Raw genomic sequence first — 17,175 nt, 5'->3', positions numbered from 1 at the left:
CGATGTGACCGTGCCGAAGGCGCCGCCCGTTCCTACTGCAGCGTCTTCACCTCGCATTGCGCGTAGTCGCTGCTCGCCTTCACGTAGGCGTTCAGCGCCTTGACGTAGGCTTCCGCCAGGGGCCGGAACGCGGCGGCCTGCTCGTTGTAGGCCTTGATCGCGTCGTTGTAGCTGTAGGCTTCCCAGCCCGGGCAGCCGCCTTTGGCGTCGAGGCAGGCGGGCTTGACCGGCAGCGGGGGCTTGGTCGGACGGGACGTCGCCGGGGGCGGCTCCGGCAGGGTGCAGGCGGCGCGGGCCGCGTTCATCGACAGCAGGGTGCCGAGGCCGAGGGCCGCAGCCCGCAAGATCCGTGTCCGCATGCGGGCTTTCCCCTCCGTGACGACAGGCGCTACATGCGCGTGCGGTCGCCTCGGAGCAAGTCCGTGCCGGCGGCCGTCAGCGCGCGGCCACGGCCTCCCGTGCCGCTACCTGTGCCGATGCCGGGGCGGGGCGTGAAGCCGGTGTGCGCTTCGGCTTGCCGCGTCCGCTCTTGTCCATCCGCGCCCGGACGGCATTGAGCACCGGCACCGCGAGGCCGAGGGCCACCACCCACCAGGCCGGCCGGATGGTGTCCGGCACGTCGAGATTGGCCGAGAGGACCAGGCTCGCCGGGATGCCGCTCGCCACGCCGTACCAGGCCGCTTCGAGCAGTGCGGTCACGAGGGCGGCCCCCAGAGCGAGGCCCGCCAGGGTGAGCGGGTTGGTCGGCCAGCCGAAGCGCTGCATGGCGCGGTGACCCATCAGCAGCAGGAAGGCGCCGGTCCAGAAGACCGGATCGGACACGTCGATCTTGGCCTGCAGGTAGTAGTGGATCAGGCCCAGGATCGCGATGAGGTAGACGGACTTGTGCAGGCGCGGCCAGGCCTTGCCGAGGCGCCGGATCATCCCGTCCGTGGAGGTGACGCCGAGCACCACGAGGCCGAGAAGCGCCACGAATCCGATGGTGAGGTAGATCCGCGACGCGATCTCGGTGACGACCTTGGTCAGCACGAAGTTTTGGTCCACCACGTAGAGTAACAGGTGGATCAGCCCGTAGGCCAGCACCGTCAAGCCAAGCATGCGCCGGACCAGGATGAGCTTCGGCGCGTGGGCGATGCGGCGCAGGGGCGTCACCGCCAGCGACAGCATGAGGAAGCGCACCGCCCACTCGCCGGTACCATGAAGCAGCGCCGTGATGGGCTTCGCCCCGAGGGCATCGGCCGCGTAGGCGCCGGCGAGCCATAGGCCCGGGGCCAGGGCGAACAGGAAGGTGGCGAGCTTCAGGCCGGAGACGCGTCCGGCGCGGTCGCGCCAAGGCGCGGAGAAGGCGGGCAGGGCTGGCATGGCGATCCGGGATCGGGGAAGCGGTTGAATCGAAAGATAGGGTCCGGGGAGGATCCGTGAGGCGGCGCGGGGTCGCAGCCGGCCTCGACGAGCCACCGGGGCGTCGGGGTGTCGCGATGTATTCGCTCGGCGGCCGCGGGGGTTACAGGCCTGTGCAGAGCTTCGGGCAGCCCGGAACCTTGGCCGGTGCTGCGACGGTTGACGATTGCTATAAGCCGACGCCGCGCCAACGCTCACGAAGCCCCCCATGCCCGCAGACAGCCCCGCCGACAGCCTCGAGACCATGACCGCCGAGACGGCGCGGACCGAGCACGCGGACCTCTCCGAACGGATCGCCGAGGCCGATCGGCTCTATCACCAGGAGGATGCGCCTGAGATCACGGATGCGGCGTACGACGCCCTGCGCCGGCGCCTGGAGCAGATCGAGGCACGGTTTCCGGATCTCGCCGGAACGGGGGCCGCCAGCGCTTCGGTGGGCGCCAAGCCCTCCGAGAAATTCGCCAAGGTGCGCCACGCGGTGCCGATGCTCTCGCTGGGCAACGCCTTCGCGGACGAGGAGGTGGCGGAGTTCGTGGCCCGCGTCCGGCGCTTCCTGAACTGGCCGGAGGGCGATCCCCTGGCCTTCACCGCCGAGCCGAAGATCGACGGCCTCTCCCTGGCCCTGCGCTACGAGGACGGGCGCCTCGTCACGGCGGCAACCCGGGGCGACGGCGAGGTCGGCGAGGACGTCACGGCCAATGCCCGCACGGTGTCGGACATCCCGCAGCGGCTCGCCGGGACGGACGTGCCGCCGGTCTGCGAGGTGCGCGGCGAGGTCTATCTCAGCCACGCGGATTTCGCCGCCATCAACGCGCGCCAGGAAGCCGCCGGGAAGGCCCTGTTCGCCAACCCCCGCAACGCGGCGGCCGGGTCGCTGCGCCAGCTCGACCCCGAGATCACCCGTTCGCGCCCCCTCAAGTTCTTCGCCTATGCCTGGGGCGAGGTGGTGCCGGCCTTCGACGGCACGCAGCACGGGGTGCTGGCGCGGTTTTCGGACTGGGGCCTGCCGGTCAACGACCGGACGAAGCTCTGTGCCGATTCGGACGCGATGATCGCGCATTACCGGAGCATCGAGGCCGAGCGCGCCGACCTCGGCTACGACATCGACGGCGTCGTCTACAAGGTCGACGACCTCGCCCTGCAGCGCCGCCTCGGCTTCGTCTCCCGCTCGCCCCGCTGGGCGCTCGCCCACAAGTTCGCGGCCCAGAAGGCGCTCACGGTGGTCGAGGACATCGAGATCAATGTCGGGCGCACCGGCTCCCTGAATCCGCTGGCCAAGCTGCGTCCGGTCACGGTGGGCGGCGTCGTGGTGTCGAACGCCACCCTGCACAACGAGGGTTACGTCCAGGGCGTCGGGGCCGACGGCGAGCCGATCCGCGACGGGCGCGACATCCGGGTCGGCGACACCGTCGTGGTGCAGCGGGCCGGAGACGTGATCCCGAAGGTGATGGACGTGGTGTTGGAGAAGCGCCCGGCCGGGTCGAAACCCTACGCCTTCCCGACCCACTGCCCCGCCTGCGGCAGCCGGGCGGTGCGCGAGATCAACCCGCGCACGGGCAAGCCCGACGCCGTGCGCCGCTGCACCGGGGGCTTGATCTGCCCGGCGCAGGGAGTCGAGCGCCTGAAGCACTTCGTCTCCCGCAACGGTTTCGACCTCGAGGGCTTCGGCCAGACCTATATCGAGGTCTTGTTCGAGGCCGGGCTGGTGCGCCAGCCCGCCGACCTGTTCCGCCTCGATTTCGAGCCCCTCAAGGCCGCCATCGTGGCGCGGCGCGAGGCGCTCTCCGCCGAGCGTCGGGCGGAGGGCACCCCCGCCCCCAAGAAGCCGACCAAGAAGAAGGGCGAGGAGGAGGACAAGGCGATCAAGAACCTCCTCGCCTCGGTGGAGGATCGCCGCAGCCTGCCCCTGAACCGCTTCCTCTTCGCCCTCGGCATTCCGGAGATCGGCGAATCCACCGCCAAGGCCCTGGCCAAGCGATTTCCCGACATGCCCGCCCTGATGGCGGGCGTCGCCGCCGCGGCCGGCGACCAGGCCGGAGCGGACTGGATCGAACTCTCCGCCCTGTCCCGCATCGGACCGACCACCCGCGACCGCCTGCTGGAGCTGGGCTATCCCCGCGCGGGTGGCGAGCCGGAGGCCGGAGAGGACGAGGAGGCGGAGACCCAGCCGCAGGGGCGGGTGCGCCTGTCGGCCCCCCAGCGCGCCAGCCTCCTGAGCCATTACGGCGACGCGGACGCCATCGTGGCGGCCCTCGCGCGGGCGGCCGAGCAGCGCCCGGGGGATGCCTATCGCCATTTCGCCGACGACGGCGAGATCGGCCCGGTGGCGACCGATTCGCTCATCGCCTTCTTCGCCGAACCGCACAACGACGCGGCGGTCCGGGCCCTGCTCGCCGAAGTGAAGACCGAGCCGATGGCCGCCCCGGCCACCGCCACGGCCTTCGCGGGCAAGACGGTGGTGTTCACCGGCACCCTGGAGCGGATGACGCGCTCCGAGGCCAAGGCCACCGCCGAGCGCCTGGGCGCCAAGGTCTCGGGTTCGGTCTCGGCCAAGACCGACCTCGTCGTGGCCGGGCCGGGCGCGGGCTCCAAGCTGACGGACGCCCAGAAGCACGGCGTCGAGGTCGTCAGCGAGGAGGCATGGCTGGCGCTCGTCGCCGGTGCTTGAGCCGGGATTCGTGGGCGCCTAGACTCGGGGGTGCCCGCATCCGCGGGCGCTTGGCCGCGTCCGGCCGGGACAGGGCCCCGCGATTCCCGCATGACCGTCATCGCCCTCGACTTCGAGACCGCCAACGAGCGGCGCGACAGCGCCTGTGCCGTCGGGCTCGCCTGGATCGCCGGCGGCCGGCTGGTCCGGCGGGAATCCCGGCTGATCCGCCCGCCGGAGCTGCGCTTCTCGCCGGGCAACATCCGGGTCCACGGCATCCTCCCGGCGGACGTGCGCGGCCAGCCCGACTTCCCCACCGTGATGGCGGAGTTCCTGCCCGACCTCGCCTCCGGGCTGATCCTCGCGCACAATGCCGGCTTCGACCTCGGGGTGCTGCGGGCCTCCCTGGCCGCGCACGGGCACCGGCCGCCGGCCTTCGCCTATCTCTGCACCCTGCAGATCGCCCGGCGGGTGTTTCCGGCGGAGGAGGGCTGCGGCCTCGGCAAGGTGGCGGCGCGCCTCGGCATCCGCTTCGCGCACCACGATGCGGGCGAGGATGCCTATGCCTGCGCGGAGATCGCCCTGGCAGCCGTGCGGGAGACCGGCGCGCCGGACGTGCCCGGGCTGTCGCAGGCCCTCCGCCTGCCGATCACCACGATCCCGGCGGGTCCCGATCTCGCCCTGCCTCCGCGCGGCCGGCCTGGCTCCCTGACCGAGCGGGCCCGCCTCGCCGCGGGCGCCCGTCCGGCCTCGGCGCCGGGCCTGCACTTCGCGGTGCGCGGCAGCAGCGGCAACCGCTACGCCGTGACCCTGGAGGATCGCACCGGCGGGCCTCACCTGCGCTGCACCTGCATGGCGGGCCGCTACGGCACCCGGTGCCGCCACGTGAAGGCGCTGCTCGCCGGCGACATCACCGACCTGCTCTCGAGCAACCACGACGACGTCGCGGTGCTGCGGGTCCGGATGACGGCCGCGTCGGTGGGGTGAGGCGGTCGCCGCCGCACCCGTCGTGAGGTCCGCCCGGAGTCGCGCCGGGCGGCGCCCCCGCCTTACGCCGCCTTCTTCGCCGCCGCGTCGCCGTAGAACGTGCCGCCGCGGGCAGCCATGTCGAGGAGGTTCTGCGGCACGGCGAAGCGCGGCCCGTGCTTGGCTTCCAGCCCCTGCGCCAGCGTCACGAAGGCCTGGACGCCCATGAAGTCGATGTAGGACAGGGCGCCGCCCGTGAAGGGGGCGAACCCGAAGCCCAGGATCGAGCCCACATCCGCCTCGCGCGGATCGGTGACCACGCCCTCGCCGACGGTGCGGGCGGCTTCCAGGGCCTGCACCACGAGAAGGCGCTGCTTCAGTTCCGAGAAGTCGACCGCGTCCGGATCGATTCGGGTCGCCTGCAGGGCGGCGAGGCCCGGCCACAGGCGCTTGGGCGCACCCTCGGGGTAATCGTAGAACCCCTTCCGGTTCTTGCGGCCGAGCCGACCCTCGCCCTCGACGAGGGTGGTGAGCAGCGCCTTCTGCGCCGGGTCGATGCCGTCGGCCCCGAGCTGCGCCTCCGTCGCCTTGACGATCTTCAGGGCGAGGTCGACCGCGACCTCGTCGGTCAGGGAGAGCGGGCCGACCGGCATGCCCGCCTGGCGGCCGGCATTCTCGATCATCGCCGCCGGGATGCCCTCGTTGAGCATCTTGTGGCCTTCCAGCAGGTAGGCGCCGACGCAGCGGTTGGCGAAGAACCCGCGCGCATCGTTGACGACGATCGGGGTCTTCTTGATCGCACGGACGTAGTCCAGGGCGGTGGCCAGCGCCGCGTCGCCGGTCTGGTCGCCCCTGATGATCTCGACCAGCATCATCTTCTCCACCGGCGAGAAGAAGTGGATGCCGACGAACTGTTCCGGCCGGGCCGAGGTCTTGGCGAGCCCGGTGATCGGCAGCGTGGAGGTGTTGGAGGCGAAGATCGTCTCCGGCCGGATCACGGCCTCGACCTTGGCGATGACCTCGGCCTTCACCGCCGGGTCCTCGAACACCGCCTCGATCACGAGGTCGCAGGCGGAGAGGTCGGCGTAGTCGGCGCTGGTGCGGATGCGGGCGAGGAGGGCATCGCGGTCGGCGGTCTTGGCCCGGCCCTTGTTGATCTGGTCGGTGACGAGCTTGTGGGCGTAGGCCTTGCCCTTCTCGGCCGCCTCCACCGACTGGTCGACGAGGACGACCTCCATGCCCGCCTGGGCGGTGACGTAGGCGACGCCCGCGCCCATGAAGCCCGCGCCGACGACGCCGACGCGGCCGACCTGGGTGGCCGGCACGCCCTTCGGGCGGCGCGCGCCCTTGTTCAATTCGCCCATGGAGAGGAACAGCGTCCGGATCATCGCGGCCGCCTCCTTGGTCCGCAGGATGTGGGCGAAGTACCGGCTCTCGACGCGCAGGGCCTGGTCCATCGGCAGCTGCAGACCCTCGTAGACGGAGGCCAGGATCGCCTTGGCGGCAGGGTAGTTGTCGTGCGTCTCGCGCCGGTAGATGGCGTTGGCCGGCGGCCAGATCATCATCCCGGCGGGCGAGTAGACCTTGCCGGAGGGCGCCTTGAACTTCGGCTGGTCCCAGGGCGCGACGGCCGAGCCGCCGGCGGCGATCCAGGCCTTGGCCTTGGCGACGATCTCGTCCTTGGCCGCGACCTCCTGGGCGAGGCCCATGTTGCGGGCCATCAGCGGACGGATCTGCTCGCCCTTGAACAGCATCTGCAGGGCGTCGCCGGTCTGCATCAGGCGCGCGACGCGCTGGGTGCCACCGCCGCCCGGGAACAGGCCGACCTTGATCTCGGGCAGGCCGACGCGGGTCTTCGGATCATCGGACAGCACCCGGTAGTGGCAGGCGAGGGCGAGCTCGAAGGCCCCGCCGAGGCAGATGCCGTTCACCGCCGCCGCGAAGGGCTTGCCGCAGGTCTCGAGCTTGCGGAAGACGAGGCTGAGCTTGCGCGACTCCGCGAAGAAGTGGCGCATCGCCTCTTCCTCGCCGCGCTCGGCCTTCAGGGCCTCGTAGGCGCGGCCGAGGCCCTGGAGCATCGTCAGGTCGGCGCCGCCCGAGAAGTTGTCCTTGCCCGAGACGATGACGCAGCCTTTGATGGCGGGATCCGCCACAACGGCGTCTACCACCTGGCTCAGCTCGTCCATCACCGCGTCGGTGAAGACGTTCATGGAGCGGCCGGGCATGTCCCAGGTCGCCAATGCGATCCCGTCGGCGTCGGTTTCCAGTCGGAAGTTGGTGAGATTCATCGCTGATCCTCGAATGTGCGGCGGGTGAGCGGCTTCGGTGGGCAAGCTTAAGCTCTTGTCAAAACTTGCAGTGGCATCTCGAATTGCCGGGGGGCATGTTGCTGCGACAGGACAAGACCATGACTGCTCGGATCGGCTGCCAGGGCTGCCGCGAGGGAGCCGAACTCGACTTCACGTTCACGATGGCGTTCCAGCCGATTCTCGACCTCGCCGCCCAGCGCGTCTGGGGGTACGAGGCCCTCGTGCGTGGCCCGGGGGGTGAATCCGCCGCCTCGATCCTCGGCCGCGTGACGCCCGAGACCGTCTACCGGTTCGACCAGGCGGCGCGGGTCAAGGCGATCGAGCTCGCCGGCCGGCTGTTTCCCACCGACGACGCGACCCGTCTGTCGATCAACTTCATGCCGAACGCCGTCTACGAACCGGCGGCCTGCATCCGCTCGTCCCTGGAAGCGGCCCGCAAGGCGGGGTTCGCCCACGACCGGATCATGTTCGAGTTCACCGAGAACGAGAAGTTCCGCGACACCGCCCACGTCTCGCGCATCGTCGCCGAGTATCGCCGCCAGGGCTTCCTGACCGCCCTGGACGATTTCGGCGCGGGCTTCGCCGGCCTCAGCCTGCTGGCGAACTTCCAGCCCGACCTCATCAAGATCGACATGGATCTGCTGCGCGGCATCGACACCGACCAGCGTCGTCAGATCATCGTGGCGGGCATCATCGGCATCGCCCGCTCCCTGGACATTGCGGTGATCGCCGAGGGCGTCGAGACGGCGTCCGAGCTGGACACCCTGCGCGACCTCGGTGCGAACCTGTTCCAGGGCTACCACTTCGCCAAGCCCCACCTGGAGGCGCTGCCCCCGGTCCGCGGCTTCCCGGTGGCCGGCTCTCCGGCGGGCGGGTTCCCCCGCGCGCATGTGGCGTGAGCCGGCCATCGGGATCCCCGCCGGTCCGCCTCAGCGCGCCGGCATCGGCATCGGCGCACCGGGGGCACCCGCCGCACCGTTGGCCGCGGAATCGCCGGCCGAGGCGATCGCCAGCATGTTCAGGAGCTTGGTCACCGAGGCCTGCGAGATCGTGGTCACGGTGGAGGCTGGATCGGCATTGACCGCCTGGAACTTCTGGTAGGTCTTGTCGCCGTAGATTTCGGTGAGGTGCTTCAGTTCGTCGAGGCTGAACTTCTCGGCATAGGCCTTCGACAGGCCGTCGAGCATCGTCTCGCGCTGCTTGTCGAACTCGGCGCGGATCTCCTTGCGCACGGCCTCGGCCTTGTCCTCCTTCATCGGCGCCACGGTCTTCTCGAGGGCGCCCGTGAAGCCGACCTCCAGGTTCTTGATCGTGGTCTTCTGCACCAGGTCCTTGGCGACGGCGATGCGCTCGGCGGCATCGTCGGCGCGGGCGGCCATCGGCAGGCAGAGGGCCGTGGTCAGGCAGAGGGTGGCGAGCAGGCGCGTCATCTTGGCGTGTCCTCAGAGATTCTTGTCGTGAGCCCGGCGCCGGGTGGCGGCGGGCGCCGCCCTCTACCCCACTTGGCCCGCGTTTGGGAGGCGGCGCAGGCTCACACCCGTTCGATGATGGTGGCGGTGCCCATGCCGGCACCGATGCACAGGGTCACCAGGGCGCGCTCCTTGCCGGTGCGCTCCAACTCGTCGAGCACGGTGCCGAGGATCATCGCGCCGGTGGCGCCCAGCGGATGGCCCATGGCGATGGCGCCGCCGCAGACGTTGATCCGGGCCGGGTCCACGTCGAAGGCCTGCTGGAAGCGCAGCACCACCGCGGCGAAGGCCTCGTTGACCTCGAACAGGTCGATGTCGGACAGGCTCATGCCGGCCCGCGCCAGGACCTTCCGCGTGACGTCCACCGGGCCGGTGAGCATGAGGGCCGGGTCCGAGCCGATATTGGCGAAGGCGCGGATGCGGGCGCGGGGCTTCAGGCCCGCGGCGCTGCCGGCCTCGCGCGATCCGATCAGCACGGCGGCGGCGCCGTCGACGATGCCCGACGAGTTGCCGGCGTGGTGGACGTGGTTGACGGTCTCGACGTCCGGATGGGCGTCGATCGCCACGGCGTCGAAGCCGCCCATCTGGCCCATCTGGACGAAGGAGGCCTTGAGCTGGCCGAGCGACTGCATGTCGGTGGCGGGCCGCATGTGTTCGTCGCTGGCCAGGAGCGTGATGCCGTTGATGTCGCGCACCGGCACGACCGCGTCGGCGAAGCGGCCCTCGGCCCAGGCGGCGGCCGAGCGCTTCTGCGATTCGACCGCGTAGGCGTCGCAATCGTCGCGGCTGAAGCCGTATTTCGAGGCGATGAGGTCGGCCGACACGCCCTGGGGCATGAAGTACGACTTGATCGCGATGGCGGGATCCACGGGCCAGGCGCCGCCGGAGGCGCCGAGGCCGACGCGGCTCATGGACTCGACGCCGCCGCCCACCGTCAGGTCGTGCTGCCCGGCCATCACCTGCGCGGCGGCGAAGTTCACCGCGTCGAGGCCCGAGGCGCAAAAGCGGTTGATCTGCACGCCCGGCACGTGCGTGCCGTAATCGGCCACCAGGGCCGCCGCCCGGGCGATGTCGCCGCCGGCCTCGCCCACCGGATCGACGCAGCCGAGCACCACGTCGTCGACGCGGCGCGTGTCGAGGTCGTTGCGCTCCTTGAGGGCGCGGAGCGCCACCTCGGCGAGGCGCAGGGCCGTCACCTCGTGCAGCGACCCATCGGGCTTGCCGCGGCCCCGCGGGGTGCGGACGTGGTCGTAGATGAAGGCCTCGGGCATGCGCGTTTCCCTGTTGTCCGCCCGTTCGGGGCGACGGCGTTCAAAAATCCGGTCCGGATCCGTCAGTCCGGGGCCGCGACGCGGAGCCCGGAAGCCAGAACCGCAGGTCGTGGCGAGGTCGCCCGCGCCGGCGGTTCCGGATTCCGGGTTCGCCCTATGGGCGCCCCGGACCGACGCGGCGTCTTCGGATCGCGGTCGTCCCGGTCTAAAACGCCTCGGCGCCGAGCGCCATCGTCGTCTCGGCGCCGGCCTTGATCCGCACCAGCCGGGTCGCGGTCTCGGGCAGCATCCGCTCCATGTAGAAGCGGCCCACCACCAGCTTGGCGGCCATGGCGTCCGAGGCGGCTTCGGCCTGGCGGGCCAGGGCGGCCTTAGCGATGCGCGCCCACATGTAGCCCATGGCCACGAGGCCGAGGAGGTGCATGTAGTCGGTGGCGCCGGCCCCCGCATTGTCGGGTTTCGTGAAGGCGTTTTGCATGAACCACATGGTGGCGCCCTGCAGGTCGTTGAGCCCGGCCTGGAGGGGGACGACGTAGGGCGTCATGCCCTCGTCCTCGCCGTGGTCCTTGAGGAAGGTCTGCACCTCGCCGAGGAAGCTCATCATGGCCCGGCCGCCGTCCTTGGGCAGCTTGCGCCCGATGAGGTCCATGGCCTGGATGCCGTTGGCGCCCTCGTAGATCATCGCGATGCGGGCATCGCGCACGAACTGCGACATGCCCCATTCCTCGATGTAGCCGTGGCCGCCGAACATCTGCTGGGCCTCGACCGCGTTGGCGAAGCCCCGGTCGGTCAGCACGCCCTTCACCACCGGGGTCATCAGGCCCATGTGGTCCTCGGCGGCCTGCCGTTCGGTCGCGTCGTCGGACCGGTGGCCGATATCGGCCTGGAGCGCGGTCCAGAGCACGAGGGCGCGGGCGGCCTCGTTGAAGGCGCGGATGCCCATCAGGGTCCGGCGCACGTCGGGATGGACGATGATCGGGTCGGCTGCCTTCTCGGGCGCCTTGGCGCCGGTGAGGGCGCGGCCCTGGAGCCGGTCCTTCGCGTAGGCGACGGCGTTCTGGTAGGCGACCTCGGATTGTCCGAGACCCTGGACGCCCACCGCGAGGCGGGCCTCGTTCATCATCACGAACATCGCGTTCAGGCCGCGATTCTCCTGCCCGACGAGCCAGCCCTTCGCCCCGTCGTAGTTCATCACGCAGGTGGAATTGCCGTGGATGCCCATCTTGTGCTCGAGGGAGCCGCAGGAGACGGGATTGCGCGCGCCCAGCGAGCCGTCGGCGTTCACCAGGACCTTCGGCACCACGAAGAGCGAGATGCCCTTGGTGCCGGCCGGCGCGCCCTCGATGCGGGCGATGACGAGGTGGATGATGTTCTCGGAGAGGTCGTGCTCGCCGGCCGAGATGAAGATCTTGGTGCCGGTCAGGCTGTAGGAGCCGTCGCCGTTGGGCACCGCCTTGGTCTTGAGGAGGCCGAGATCCGTGCCGCAATGGGGCTCGGTCAGGTTCATGGTGCCGGTCCAGGCCCCTTCCACCATCTTCGGCAGGTAGAGCGCCTTCTGCTCTTCCGACCCGTGCACCAGGAGGGCCGCCATCGCGCCCTGGGTCAGGCCGGGATACATGCCGAGGGCGAGGTTGGCCCCGGAGGCGAATTCCTGGATCGCGGTGTTCAGGGTGTGCGGCAGGGCCTGCCCGCCATAGGCCTCGGGCATCGACAGGCCCATCCAGCCGCCGCCCGCATAGGCGTTGTAGGCGGCCTTGAAGCCCTGCGGGGTCGTGACGCTCCCGTCCGGATGCCGGGTGCAGCCTTCCCGATCGCCGACGGCGTTCAGGGGGGCCAGGACGGTCTCGGCGAGCTTGGCGCCCTCGTTGAGCACCGCCTCCATCACGTCGGGAGAGGCGTCCGAGAAGCCGCGCAGGTTGTCGTAGCGGTGGAACCCGAGCACGTCGTTCAGCAGGAACAGGACGTCCTCGACCGGTGCCTTGTAGCTGGGCATCGCGCATCATCTCCCGGAAACGGTTGCGTTCCTGGTCGGACTTCCGGCCGCCGGCGCACCTGATGGTTCACATATAAACTAATCTGCGGCGGACGAAAGGGGGGCGCGCGGGGTGCCAACGGGAATCGGTCATCCGCCACCAATCGGTCAGGTCTTAACCGCCTGTTTACCAAGACTACCAAATGTCGGGGCGGACGGATCTGCCGTTAACCCCTCCCTCGCTTTTCGTGTGGCGGGGGGCGCTCGCGGATCGAACCATGGACTTCGCCGGGTCAGGTTGGACGATGACACGCAACGCGACGCTCGACCTCGAAGGCTTCGATCCGGACGTTCTCGAAGCGGCACGGGATGTCGCCCGCCGCGCCGGCATTCCGGTCGAGACGTGGATCGCCTCCATCGTCGATCCCCGAGCGCTCGCGGACAAGGCTGAGCCCGAATCACGGAGCGCGCAACCACAGCCGGCTCCGGTCGCACCGGCCGAGCCGACCCCCGTCGCCGCCGCACCGGCGCCGGTCGAGGTCCGGTCTTCGAGCGCCGCGCCCACCGGGCCGACCGGCAAGAACGCGGCCCTCACCGAGATGATGCGTCGCCTGGACGGCATCGATCAGCGCATCGGCGCCGAGGCGCCCGTGCCGCCGGCGCCCGTCGCCCAGAAGGTCGAGCCGGCCAGCCCGCCGCCCTCCGAGATGGCCCAGCGCCTCGCGGAGATCGAGCGCCGGATGACGGAGATCGGCGCGCAACTGGCCGCGCCCCGTCCCCTCGGACGCCGCGGCCGCCCGGTCGTGACCGAGATCCGCGACGCGGTCACGGAGATTCGCCAGCGCCAGCGCGAACTGGACGGTACGCCCGCCGCGCCCGCCCAGGCCGCCGCCCCGGCCCCGGTCTCGAACGCCGCCCCGACCCTGGCCACCCCCGTCATCGCCGAGCTCCAGAGCGAGACGGTGCGGCTGCGCGAATCGATCGGCAGCCTCGCCAGCAGCCGCGACGTCGGCGCGCTGGAGACGGCGATGCAGACCCTGGCGGCCGGTGTCGAGAAGGCGCAGGCCCCCGGCGACCTCGCCGCCATCGCGGCCCCCATCGAGGCGATCCGTGTGCAGGTCGAGCGCCTGGCCGAGGACGTCGCCGACAACGTTCACGCTCGCGTCGCCGCCGATGTCGAGCGCCTGGCCGCCAAGATGAACGGCACGTTCCAGGGCGCGCCCTCCGGCATCGCCGAGCAGGACGTGGTCGCGGGGCTGTTCCGGGAACTCGACGAGATCCGCCGCCTGATCGGCGCCCTCGCCGGACCCGAGCGGATCCAGAGCCTCGCCAACGGCCTCCAGGCCATCAGCACCCAGATCTCGCAGCTCCAGGCCGGCATGCCCGGCGAGACCGCCAGCATGGCGGAGCTCCGCCCCCTGCTGGAGGAGATCCGGATCGGCCTGCGTTCGAACGCCGAGGCCGGCATCGGCGAGCAGATCCAGGAGATGGGCGCCAAGCTCGACGCCCTGCGCGGCGCGGGCCCCATGGCCGCCCACCAGGATTCGGACGTCATCCTGCACCGGATCGATGCCCTGTCGGAGAAGGTCGACCGGGTCAGCATCAATCCCGTGGGCGACCTGATCGGACGCCTCGAAGACATTGGCGCGACCCTGCGCCGGCCGGCACTGCCCGACGAGAACCTCGCCTCGATCCACGGCATGCTGCACGAGCTGACGGTCAAGCTCGATCGCATCGGCACGGGCGAGGGTCCCCGCGACGAGGGCCTCGACGCCCTGGAGCAGCAGGTCCTGGCGTTGGCCGAGCGCATCGACACCCGGGACGCCGATCCGGCCCTGGCCGGGCTCGAGCGCACCATGACCGACCTCCTCGACCAGGTCTCGGCCCTGCGGGCCGAGGCGCCGATGGAGGCCGCCGTCGAGCGCGCCGCCCGCAACGCGGTCGCCGAGACCATGGGCGCGGCCGCCGAGACCGGCGAAGTGGCCCTCCTGCGGGCCAGCCTCGCGGATCTGCGCGCGCATCAGGTCGCCTCCGAGCAGCGGATGCAATCGACGCTGACCGGGGTCTACTCCGCCCTGGAGCGCCTGGTCGGCCGGATCGGCACCGGCGACACGGATGCCGCCCTCCTGACCGGCGCCCGGACCCCGCGGGACGCGTCCGCGAAGGACATCCTGGCCCGGGAGATGCTGGCGCGGGATCTGGCGTCGCGGGACGCGGCCAAGGAGTCCCTCCGGGAGCCGGGCGCCGAGCATCTCGCCGGGGGGGCACCGTCGCGCCGGCCGGATGCGGCCCGGACCGAACGCCCCCTGGTCTCGGGTCCCGATCTTCCGCTGGAGCCGGGCGCCGGACGCCCCGGCCGTGAGCGCCCGGGCAGCCGGGTCGAGGCGAGCGAGGCCGCGGGCGCGGCCGACAGCGACATCAAGACCAGCTTCATCGCCGCTGCCCGACGGGCCGCGCAGGCGGCGCAGGCAGAGGCCGCCGGGCAGGCCGAGGCGCAGGAGGGCGACGGTGTCCGCGCCGGTCCCGACGCCGCGCGCCGCGACGGTCGCCTCGCGCGCTTCCGCGAGGGCATCGACCGCCGCCGCAAACCGCTCCTCCTCGGCCTCGCCGCAGTGGTGCTCCTGCTCGGCGCTCTCCAGGCCGTGACCGCCCGCCGGACCGCGGACACCGCGTCATCGGGGACCGAGCCGGTCGCGACGCGCTCGGCGCCCGCCGACATCGCGGCGGTGGCACCCGATGCCGGCCCCGCAGCCGAGGCGGCCGCCAAACAGCCGGACGCCAAGACCCAGGACGCCAAAGCGCCGGAGGCGAAGGGCGCGCCGCCCGCCCCGGCCGATCCGCAGACGACGCAGAGTCTCTCCGAAAGCCCGCCCGCCAAGGGCACGGTGCCGGCCGTGGCCGCTCGGTCCGCGGTGCCGCGCGTGACGACGATGGCCGGACTGACCGCGGACCTCGCGGCGGTGCCGCCGAACCTGGTGAAGCTGCGCCAGGCCGCCCTCGGCGGCGACGGCGCCGCCGCCTACGACCTCGGCATGCGGGCGGCCGAAGGGCGCGGCATGACGCGCGACCCGGCGCTCGCCGTGAAGGTGTTCGAGCAGATCGCCGCCAGCGGCTTCGCGCCGGCGCAGTACAAGCTCGGGAGCCTGTACGAGAAGGGCGTCGGCGTGACCCGCGACCTGGCTCAGGCGAAACTCTGGTACGGCCGTGCCGCCGAACTCGGCAATGCCCGCGCCATGCACAACCTCGCGGTGATCTACGCCGAGAACCCGGCGGCCGGCGGCAAGCCCGACTTCGCCACCGCCTCCCTCTGGTTCAAGCGTGCGGCCGAGCTCGGCGTCCGCGACAGCCAGTACAACCTCGCGGTTCTCTACGCCCGGGGGATGGGCGTGCAGCAGGATCTCGGACAGTCCTTCCTGTGGTTCTCGGCCGCCGCCGCGCAGGGCGACGAGGACGCCGCGAAGAAGCGCGACGACGTCGCCTCGAAGCTCGACGCGAAAGCCCTGGGTGCCGCGCGGGCGCAGGTCACGGCCTTCAAGCCTAAGGTGCCGGAGCCCGCGGCCAACGAGATCCCGGCCCCGCTGCCCACCGAGAACACGATGAGCCTGCTCGGTGCGGCGCCGCCCTCCGGCAACGTTCCGCCGGCCCGCCGGATCTGAGCGGCCGCGCGGGGGATGCGAGCTTCTGACGCCCTCCCGCTTTTGCGCCGAACCCCCGGTTCCCGGCGTTGTCGCAGCGGTGATCGCCGGACCATCGTGGTCGGGTGACCCATTTCGAAGCGCAGGTCGCCTCCATCGGGCGGCCCGACAAGCGGAGAGCCGATGGCGCGCGTGACGACGGTTCCACCGGCCGCCCTGATCCTGGGGATCGCCGGGCTGATTCCGTTCCTGGGCTTCGCCCTCCTCGCCTATAGCGGCTCCGATGGCGGCCTCGGCACCATCGGCCTCAGCCCCCGCCTCATGCTCTCCACCTACGGCGCCGTCATCGCATCGTTCCTCGGCGGCATCCGCTGGGGCGCGGCGGCCGCGCGCAATTCGGGCGGCGCGGACTACGCCATCGCGATCCTGCCCTCGCTGATCGCCTGGGCGGCCCTCGCCGCCCCGATGCCCTGGGATCTGCGCATCCTCGGCATCCTCGTGCTGGCCTGGGGCCTCATCGACCAGGACCTGCCGCGCCGCGGCCTCGTCCCGGTCTGGCTCGGCCGCCTGCGCCTGGCCCTGTCGGGAGTCGCCGGGGTCTCGCTGCTCATCGCGGCCTGAATCCCGCTCGGCTCCTCGCACCGTGTCCGGTCGATCGCTTCGGTTGGCTCGCTCGGGAACGGGCCCCGTCTCCCGAAAGGAGAGGGGACTGGCGCACTGAAAACGCCGGAGGTCTCGGCCGGAGAGAGGCTCAGTCCTTGCTCAGCATCGCCTTGCCGATGGCGAAGACGCGGCCGTCGCCGAGGAGGTGCGCCGTGAAGCCGGCCGGAAACAGCGGCTCGAAGGCGGCGTTGCGCACGTTGAGCCCCCCCGCATAGGCGCCGAAGGCCGGCATGATCAGCCGGCGCCCGTCGGTGACGAAGCAGCGTCGGCGCACGGCCCGCCCGCGCATCGCGACCTTTCCGCAGGGATGCAGGTGGCCGGAGACTTCGCCCTCCGGGGCATCGACGGTCGGTTCGTGCCGCAGGGTCAGGGCGCCCACCCTCAGCGTCTCGGCGTAGCGGCCGCCGACGCCCTCGCTGACCGCATGGTCGTGGTTGCCGGCGATCCAGACCCAGTCGCGCCCCTCCTGCAGGGCCGCGACCATGGCGCGGTCGCCCGGCTCCATGCGCTCCGGTCCGCGGGAATCGTGGAAGGAATCGCCCAGCGCGACGACGCAAGCGGGGTCGAGCCGCGCGATCACCTCGTGCAGGCAGGCCAGGGTCTCGCGGGTGTCGTAGGGCGGCAGGAACTGCCCGGAGCGGGCCGCATAGGCCGAGCCCTTCTCCAGGTGGAGGTCGGACACCACCAGGGTGCGGTGCGGGGCGAGCCAGAGGCCGCCGCAGAGGTCGAGGGCGAGGGTTTCGCCGGCGAGGGTCAGGCCGGGGGCCCTGATGGTCTTCTCAAGTCTCTGGCCGAGCGCCAAAACCGCGTCCTCTGCGTTCGGGGCAGGGCGTTTCACCACG

12 protein-coding genes are annotated in these 17,175 nt (G+C 71.5%); 5 read left to right on the top strand and 7 right to left on the bottom strand.

Annotation, left to right across the window (positions count from 1 at the left end; genetic code table 11):
* Positions 1-32: 32 nt before the first annotated feature.
* Both ASF20_RS00605 and ASF20_RS00600 read right to left on the bottom strand, forming a co-directional pair.
* Positions 33-359 carry a hypothetical protein gene (locus ASF20_RS00605; RefSeq protein ID WP_056269723.1) on the bottom strand — a complete coding sequence of 109 codons (327 nt, stop codon included), beginning with the start codon at positions 357-359 and terminating at the stop codon, positions 33-35.
* 76 nt (positions 360-435) lie between these two features.
* Positions 436-1,362, bottom strand: coding sequence for a protein-methionine-sulfoxide reductase heme-binding subunit MsrQ (locus tag ASF20_RS00600; protein ID WP_056269719.1), 927 nt, complete (start codon positions 1,360-1,362; stop codon positions 436-438).
* Between the two features lie 247 nt (positions 1,363-1,609).
* On the opposite strand from ASF20_RS00600, the gene ligA reads away from it, so the two are divergent.
* Both ligA and ASF20_RS00590 read left to right on the top strand, forming a co-directional pair.
* Positions 1,610-4,069, top strand: a complete 2,460-nt coding sequence (gene ligA, locus ASF20_RS00595) for an NAD-dependent DNA ligase LigA (protein ID WP_056269716.1) — start codon at positions 1,610-1,612, stop codon at positions 4,067-4,069.
* 90 nt (positions 4,070-4,159) lie between these two features.
* Positions 4,160-5,035, top strand: a complete 876-nt coding sequence (locus ASF20_RS00590; protein ID WP_056269713.1) for a 3'-5' exonuclease — start codon at positions 4,160-4,162, stop codon at positions 5,033-5,035.
* Between the two features lie 62 nt (positions 5,036-5,097).
* Here ASF20_RS00590 and ASF20_RS00585 read toward each other — a convergent pair whose 3' ends face one another.
* Positions 5,098-7,302, bottom strand: coding sequence for a 3-hydroxyacyl-CoA dehydrogenase NAD-binding domain-containing protein (locus tag ASF20_RS00585; RefSeq protein WP_056269709.1), 2,205 nt, complete (start codon positions 7,300-7,302; stop codon positions 5,098-5,100).
* A gap of 119 nt (positions 7,303-7,421) precedes the next feature.
* On the opposite strand from ASF20_RS00585, the gene ASF20_RS00580 reads away from it, so the two are divergent.
* Positions 7,422-8,222 (top strand): EAL domain-containing protein, encoded by an 801-nt coding sequence (locus tag ASF20_RS00580; RefSeq protein ID WP_056217457.1) that lies wholly within the window; start codon positions 7,422-7,424, stop codon positions 8,220-8,222.
* A 30-nt stretch (positions 8,223-8,252) separates the two neighbouring features.
* On the opposite strand, the gene ASF20_RS00575 is transcribed toward ASF20_RS00580, so the two are convergent.
* The 3 genes from ASF20_RS00575 to ASF20_RS00565 form a co-directional block, all read right to left on the bottom strand.
* Positions 8,253-8,753: a hypothetical protein gene (locus ASF20_RS00575; protein ID WP_056217132.1), complete on the bottom strand. Its 501-nt coding sequence runs from the start codon at positions 8,751-8,753 to the stop codon at positions 8,253-8,255.
* A gap of 101 nt (positions 8,754-8,854) precedes the next feature.
* Positions 8,855-10,063 carry an acetyl-CoA C-acetyltransferase gene (locus ASF20_RS00570; protein ID WP_056269705.1) on the bottom strand — a complete coding sequence of 403 codons (1,209 nt, stop codon included), beginning with the start codon at positions 10,061-10,063 and terminating at the stop codon, positions 8,855-8,857.
* 205 nt (positions 10,064-10,268) lie between these two features.
* Positions 10,269-12,056 (bottom strand): acyl-CoA dehydrogenase C-terminal domain-containing protein, encoded by a 1,788-nt coding sequence (locus ASF20_RS00565; RefSeq protein ID WP_056269702.1) that lies wholly within the window; start codon positions 12,054-12,056, stop codon positions 10,269-10,271.
* Between the two features lie 284 nt (positions 12,057-12,340).
* Here ASF20_RS00565 and ASF20_RS00560 point away from each other — a divergent pair, with 284 nt between their 5' ends.
* Positions 12,341-15,691, top strand: a complete 3,351-nt coding sequence (locus tag ASF20_RS00560) for a tetratricopeptide repeat protein (RefSeq protein ID WP_056269983.1) — start codon at positions 12,341-12,343, stop codon at positions 15,689-15,691.
* Positions 15,692-15,853: 162 nt separating this feature from the next.
* On the top strand, positions 15,854-16,291 hold the full coding sequence (locus ASF20_RS00555) for a DUF3429 domain-containing protein (RefSeq protein WP_056217143.1): 438 nt from the start codon (positions 15,854-15,856) through the stop codon (positions 16,289-16,291).
* Between the two features lie 130 nt (positions 16,292-16,421).
* On the opposite strand, the gene pdeM is transcribed toward ASF20_RS00555, so the two are convergent.
* Entirely contained in the window at positions 16,422-17,135 is a 714-nt protein-coding gene (gene pdeM / locus ASF20_RS00550; protein WP_056217147.1) for a ligase-associated DNA damage response endonuclease PdeM, read from the bottom strand.
* Positions 17,136-17,175: the final 40 nt, after the last annotated feature.

The organism is Methylobacterium sp. Leaf88, from assembly GCF_001422795.1.
Taxonomy (GTDB): Bacteria; Pseudomonadota; Alphaproteobacteria; order Rhizobiales; family Beijerinckiaceae; genus Methylobacterium.
Note: the sequence above shows the minus strand (reverse complement) of the source record. Positions and strands in the feature narration are given on the sequence as shown.

Coding starts and splice junctions, on each gene's coding strand:
- ASF20_RS00570 (WP_056269705.1), bottom strand. CDS start 10,063: ATGCCCGAGGCCTTCATCTACGACCACGTCCGCACCCCGCGGGGCCGC.
- ASF20_RS00590 (WP_056269713.1), top strand. CDS start 4,160: ATGACCGTCATCGCCCTCGACTTCGAGACCGCCAACGAGCGGCGCGAC.
- ASF20_RS00565 (WP_056269702.1), bottom strand. CDS start 12,056: ATGCCCAGCTACAAGGCACCGGTCGAGGACGTCCTGTTCCTGCTGAAC.
- ASF20_RS00575 (WP_056217132.1), bottom strand. CDS start 8,753: ATGACGCGCCTGCTCGCCACCCTCTGCCTGACCACGGCCCTCTGCCTG.
- ligA (WP_056269716.1), top strand. CDS start 1,610: ATGCCCGCAGACAGCCCCGCCGACAGCCTCGAGACCATGACCGCCGAG.
- ASF20_RS00560 (WP_056269983.1), top strand. CDS start 12,341: ATGACACGCAACGCGACGCTCGACCTCGAAGGCTTCGATCCGGACGTT.
- ASF20_RS00585 (WP_056269709.1), bottom strand. CDS start 7,302: ATGAATCTCACCAACTTCCGACTGGAAACCGACGCCGACGGGATCGCA.
- ASF20_RS00605 (WP_056269723.1), bottom strand. CDS start 359: ATGCGGACACGGATCTTGCGGGCTGCGGCCCTCGGCCTCGGCACCCTG.
- ASF20_RS00600 (WP_056269719.1), bottom strand. CDS start 1,362: ATGCCAGCCCTGCCCGCCTTCTCCGCGCCTTGGCGCGACCGCGCCGGA.
- ASF20_RS00580 (WP_056217457.1), top strand. CDS start 7,422: ATGACTGCTCGGATCGGCTGCCAGGGCTGCCGCGAGGGAGCCGAACTC.
- ASF20_RS00555 (WP_056217143.1), top strand. CDS start 15,854: ATGGCGCGCGTGACGACGGTTCCACCGGCCGCCCTGATCCTGGGGATC.